This is a genomic window from Mesorhizobium sp. M0140 (assembly GCF_040322475.1).
Taxonomy (GTDB): domain Bacteria; phylum Pseudomonadota; class Alphaproteobacteria; order Rhizobiales; family Rhizobiaceae; genus Mesorhizobium.
On record NZ_JAMYTM010000087.1, the window covers coordinates 1 to 849 of the forward strand.

Here is an 849-nt window from a genome sequence, read left to right on the forward strand (position 1 = left end):
TAGGCTCAGGACTCATTGATTGAGCCAGAAGATGACGGTGGCTGCGATGCAGATGGCAGACATGAAGGTGTGCGCACAGCGGTCATAGCGGGTGTGGATGCGCCGCCAATCTTTGAGCCTGCCGAACATGTTCTCAATCTTATGCCGCTGGCGATAGAGTGCGACGTCGTGCGGGATCTGCACCTTTCGGTTGACCTTTGACGGGATGCAGGCGGTGATCTTGCGCTCTGCGAGAGCGGCGCGGAACCAGTCGGCGTCATAGCCCCTGTCTGCGAGCAAAGCTTTGGCCCTGGGCAAGGCGTCGATCATAAGGGCAGCGCCTTTGTAGTCGCTCATCTGCCCCTCGCTCAGCAGCATCACCAGCGGTCTGCCTTTGCCGTCGCAGACGGCATGTAGCTTCGAATTCAGGCCGCCTTTGGTACGTCCGATACGTCGGGGAACAGCCCCTTTTTGAGCAGACTTGCTGCTGTCCGGTGGGCTTTCAGGTGGGTCGCATCGATCATCAGATGGTCGGGCTTCCCACCCTTTGCGGCAAGCGCTGCGAAAATCTTGTTGAACACGCCCAGCCTGCTCCAGCGAATGAACCGATTGTAGATCGTTTTTGGTGGGCCGTACTCCGCAGGCGCGTCGCGCCACCGCAAACCGTTCCTGATCACGAAGATGATCCCACTGATGATCCGACGATCATCGACACGAGGTACCCCGTGGGACAGCGGAAAATATGGCGCGATGCGGCGCATCTGCGCTTGAGACAGCCAGATCAAATCACCCATGACAGCGTCTCCTTGCGCCGCCAATGAATCAGCCGATCCTTATCCCTGCAAGCGATTTAATAGGTCCTGAGCCTAG

At 58.2% G+C, this 849-nt stretch carries 1 protein-coding gene; it reads right to left on the reverse strand.

All coding sequences use genetic code 11. The features are described from left to right. Window positions 1-12: 12 nt before the first annotated feature. Window positions 13-773 (reverse strand): IS5 family transposase gene (locus NKJ37_RS31955; protein ID WP_352776446.1). Its coding sequence is split into 2 segments (ribosomal slippage): window positions 13-440 and window positions 440-773, totalling 762 coding nucleotides; the frame shifts between segments, so codons are not numbered across the junction. Window positions 774-849: the final 76 nt, after the last annotated feature.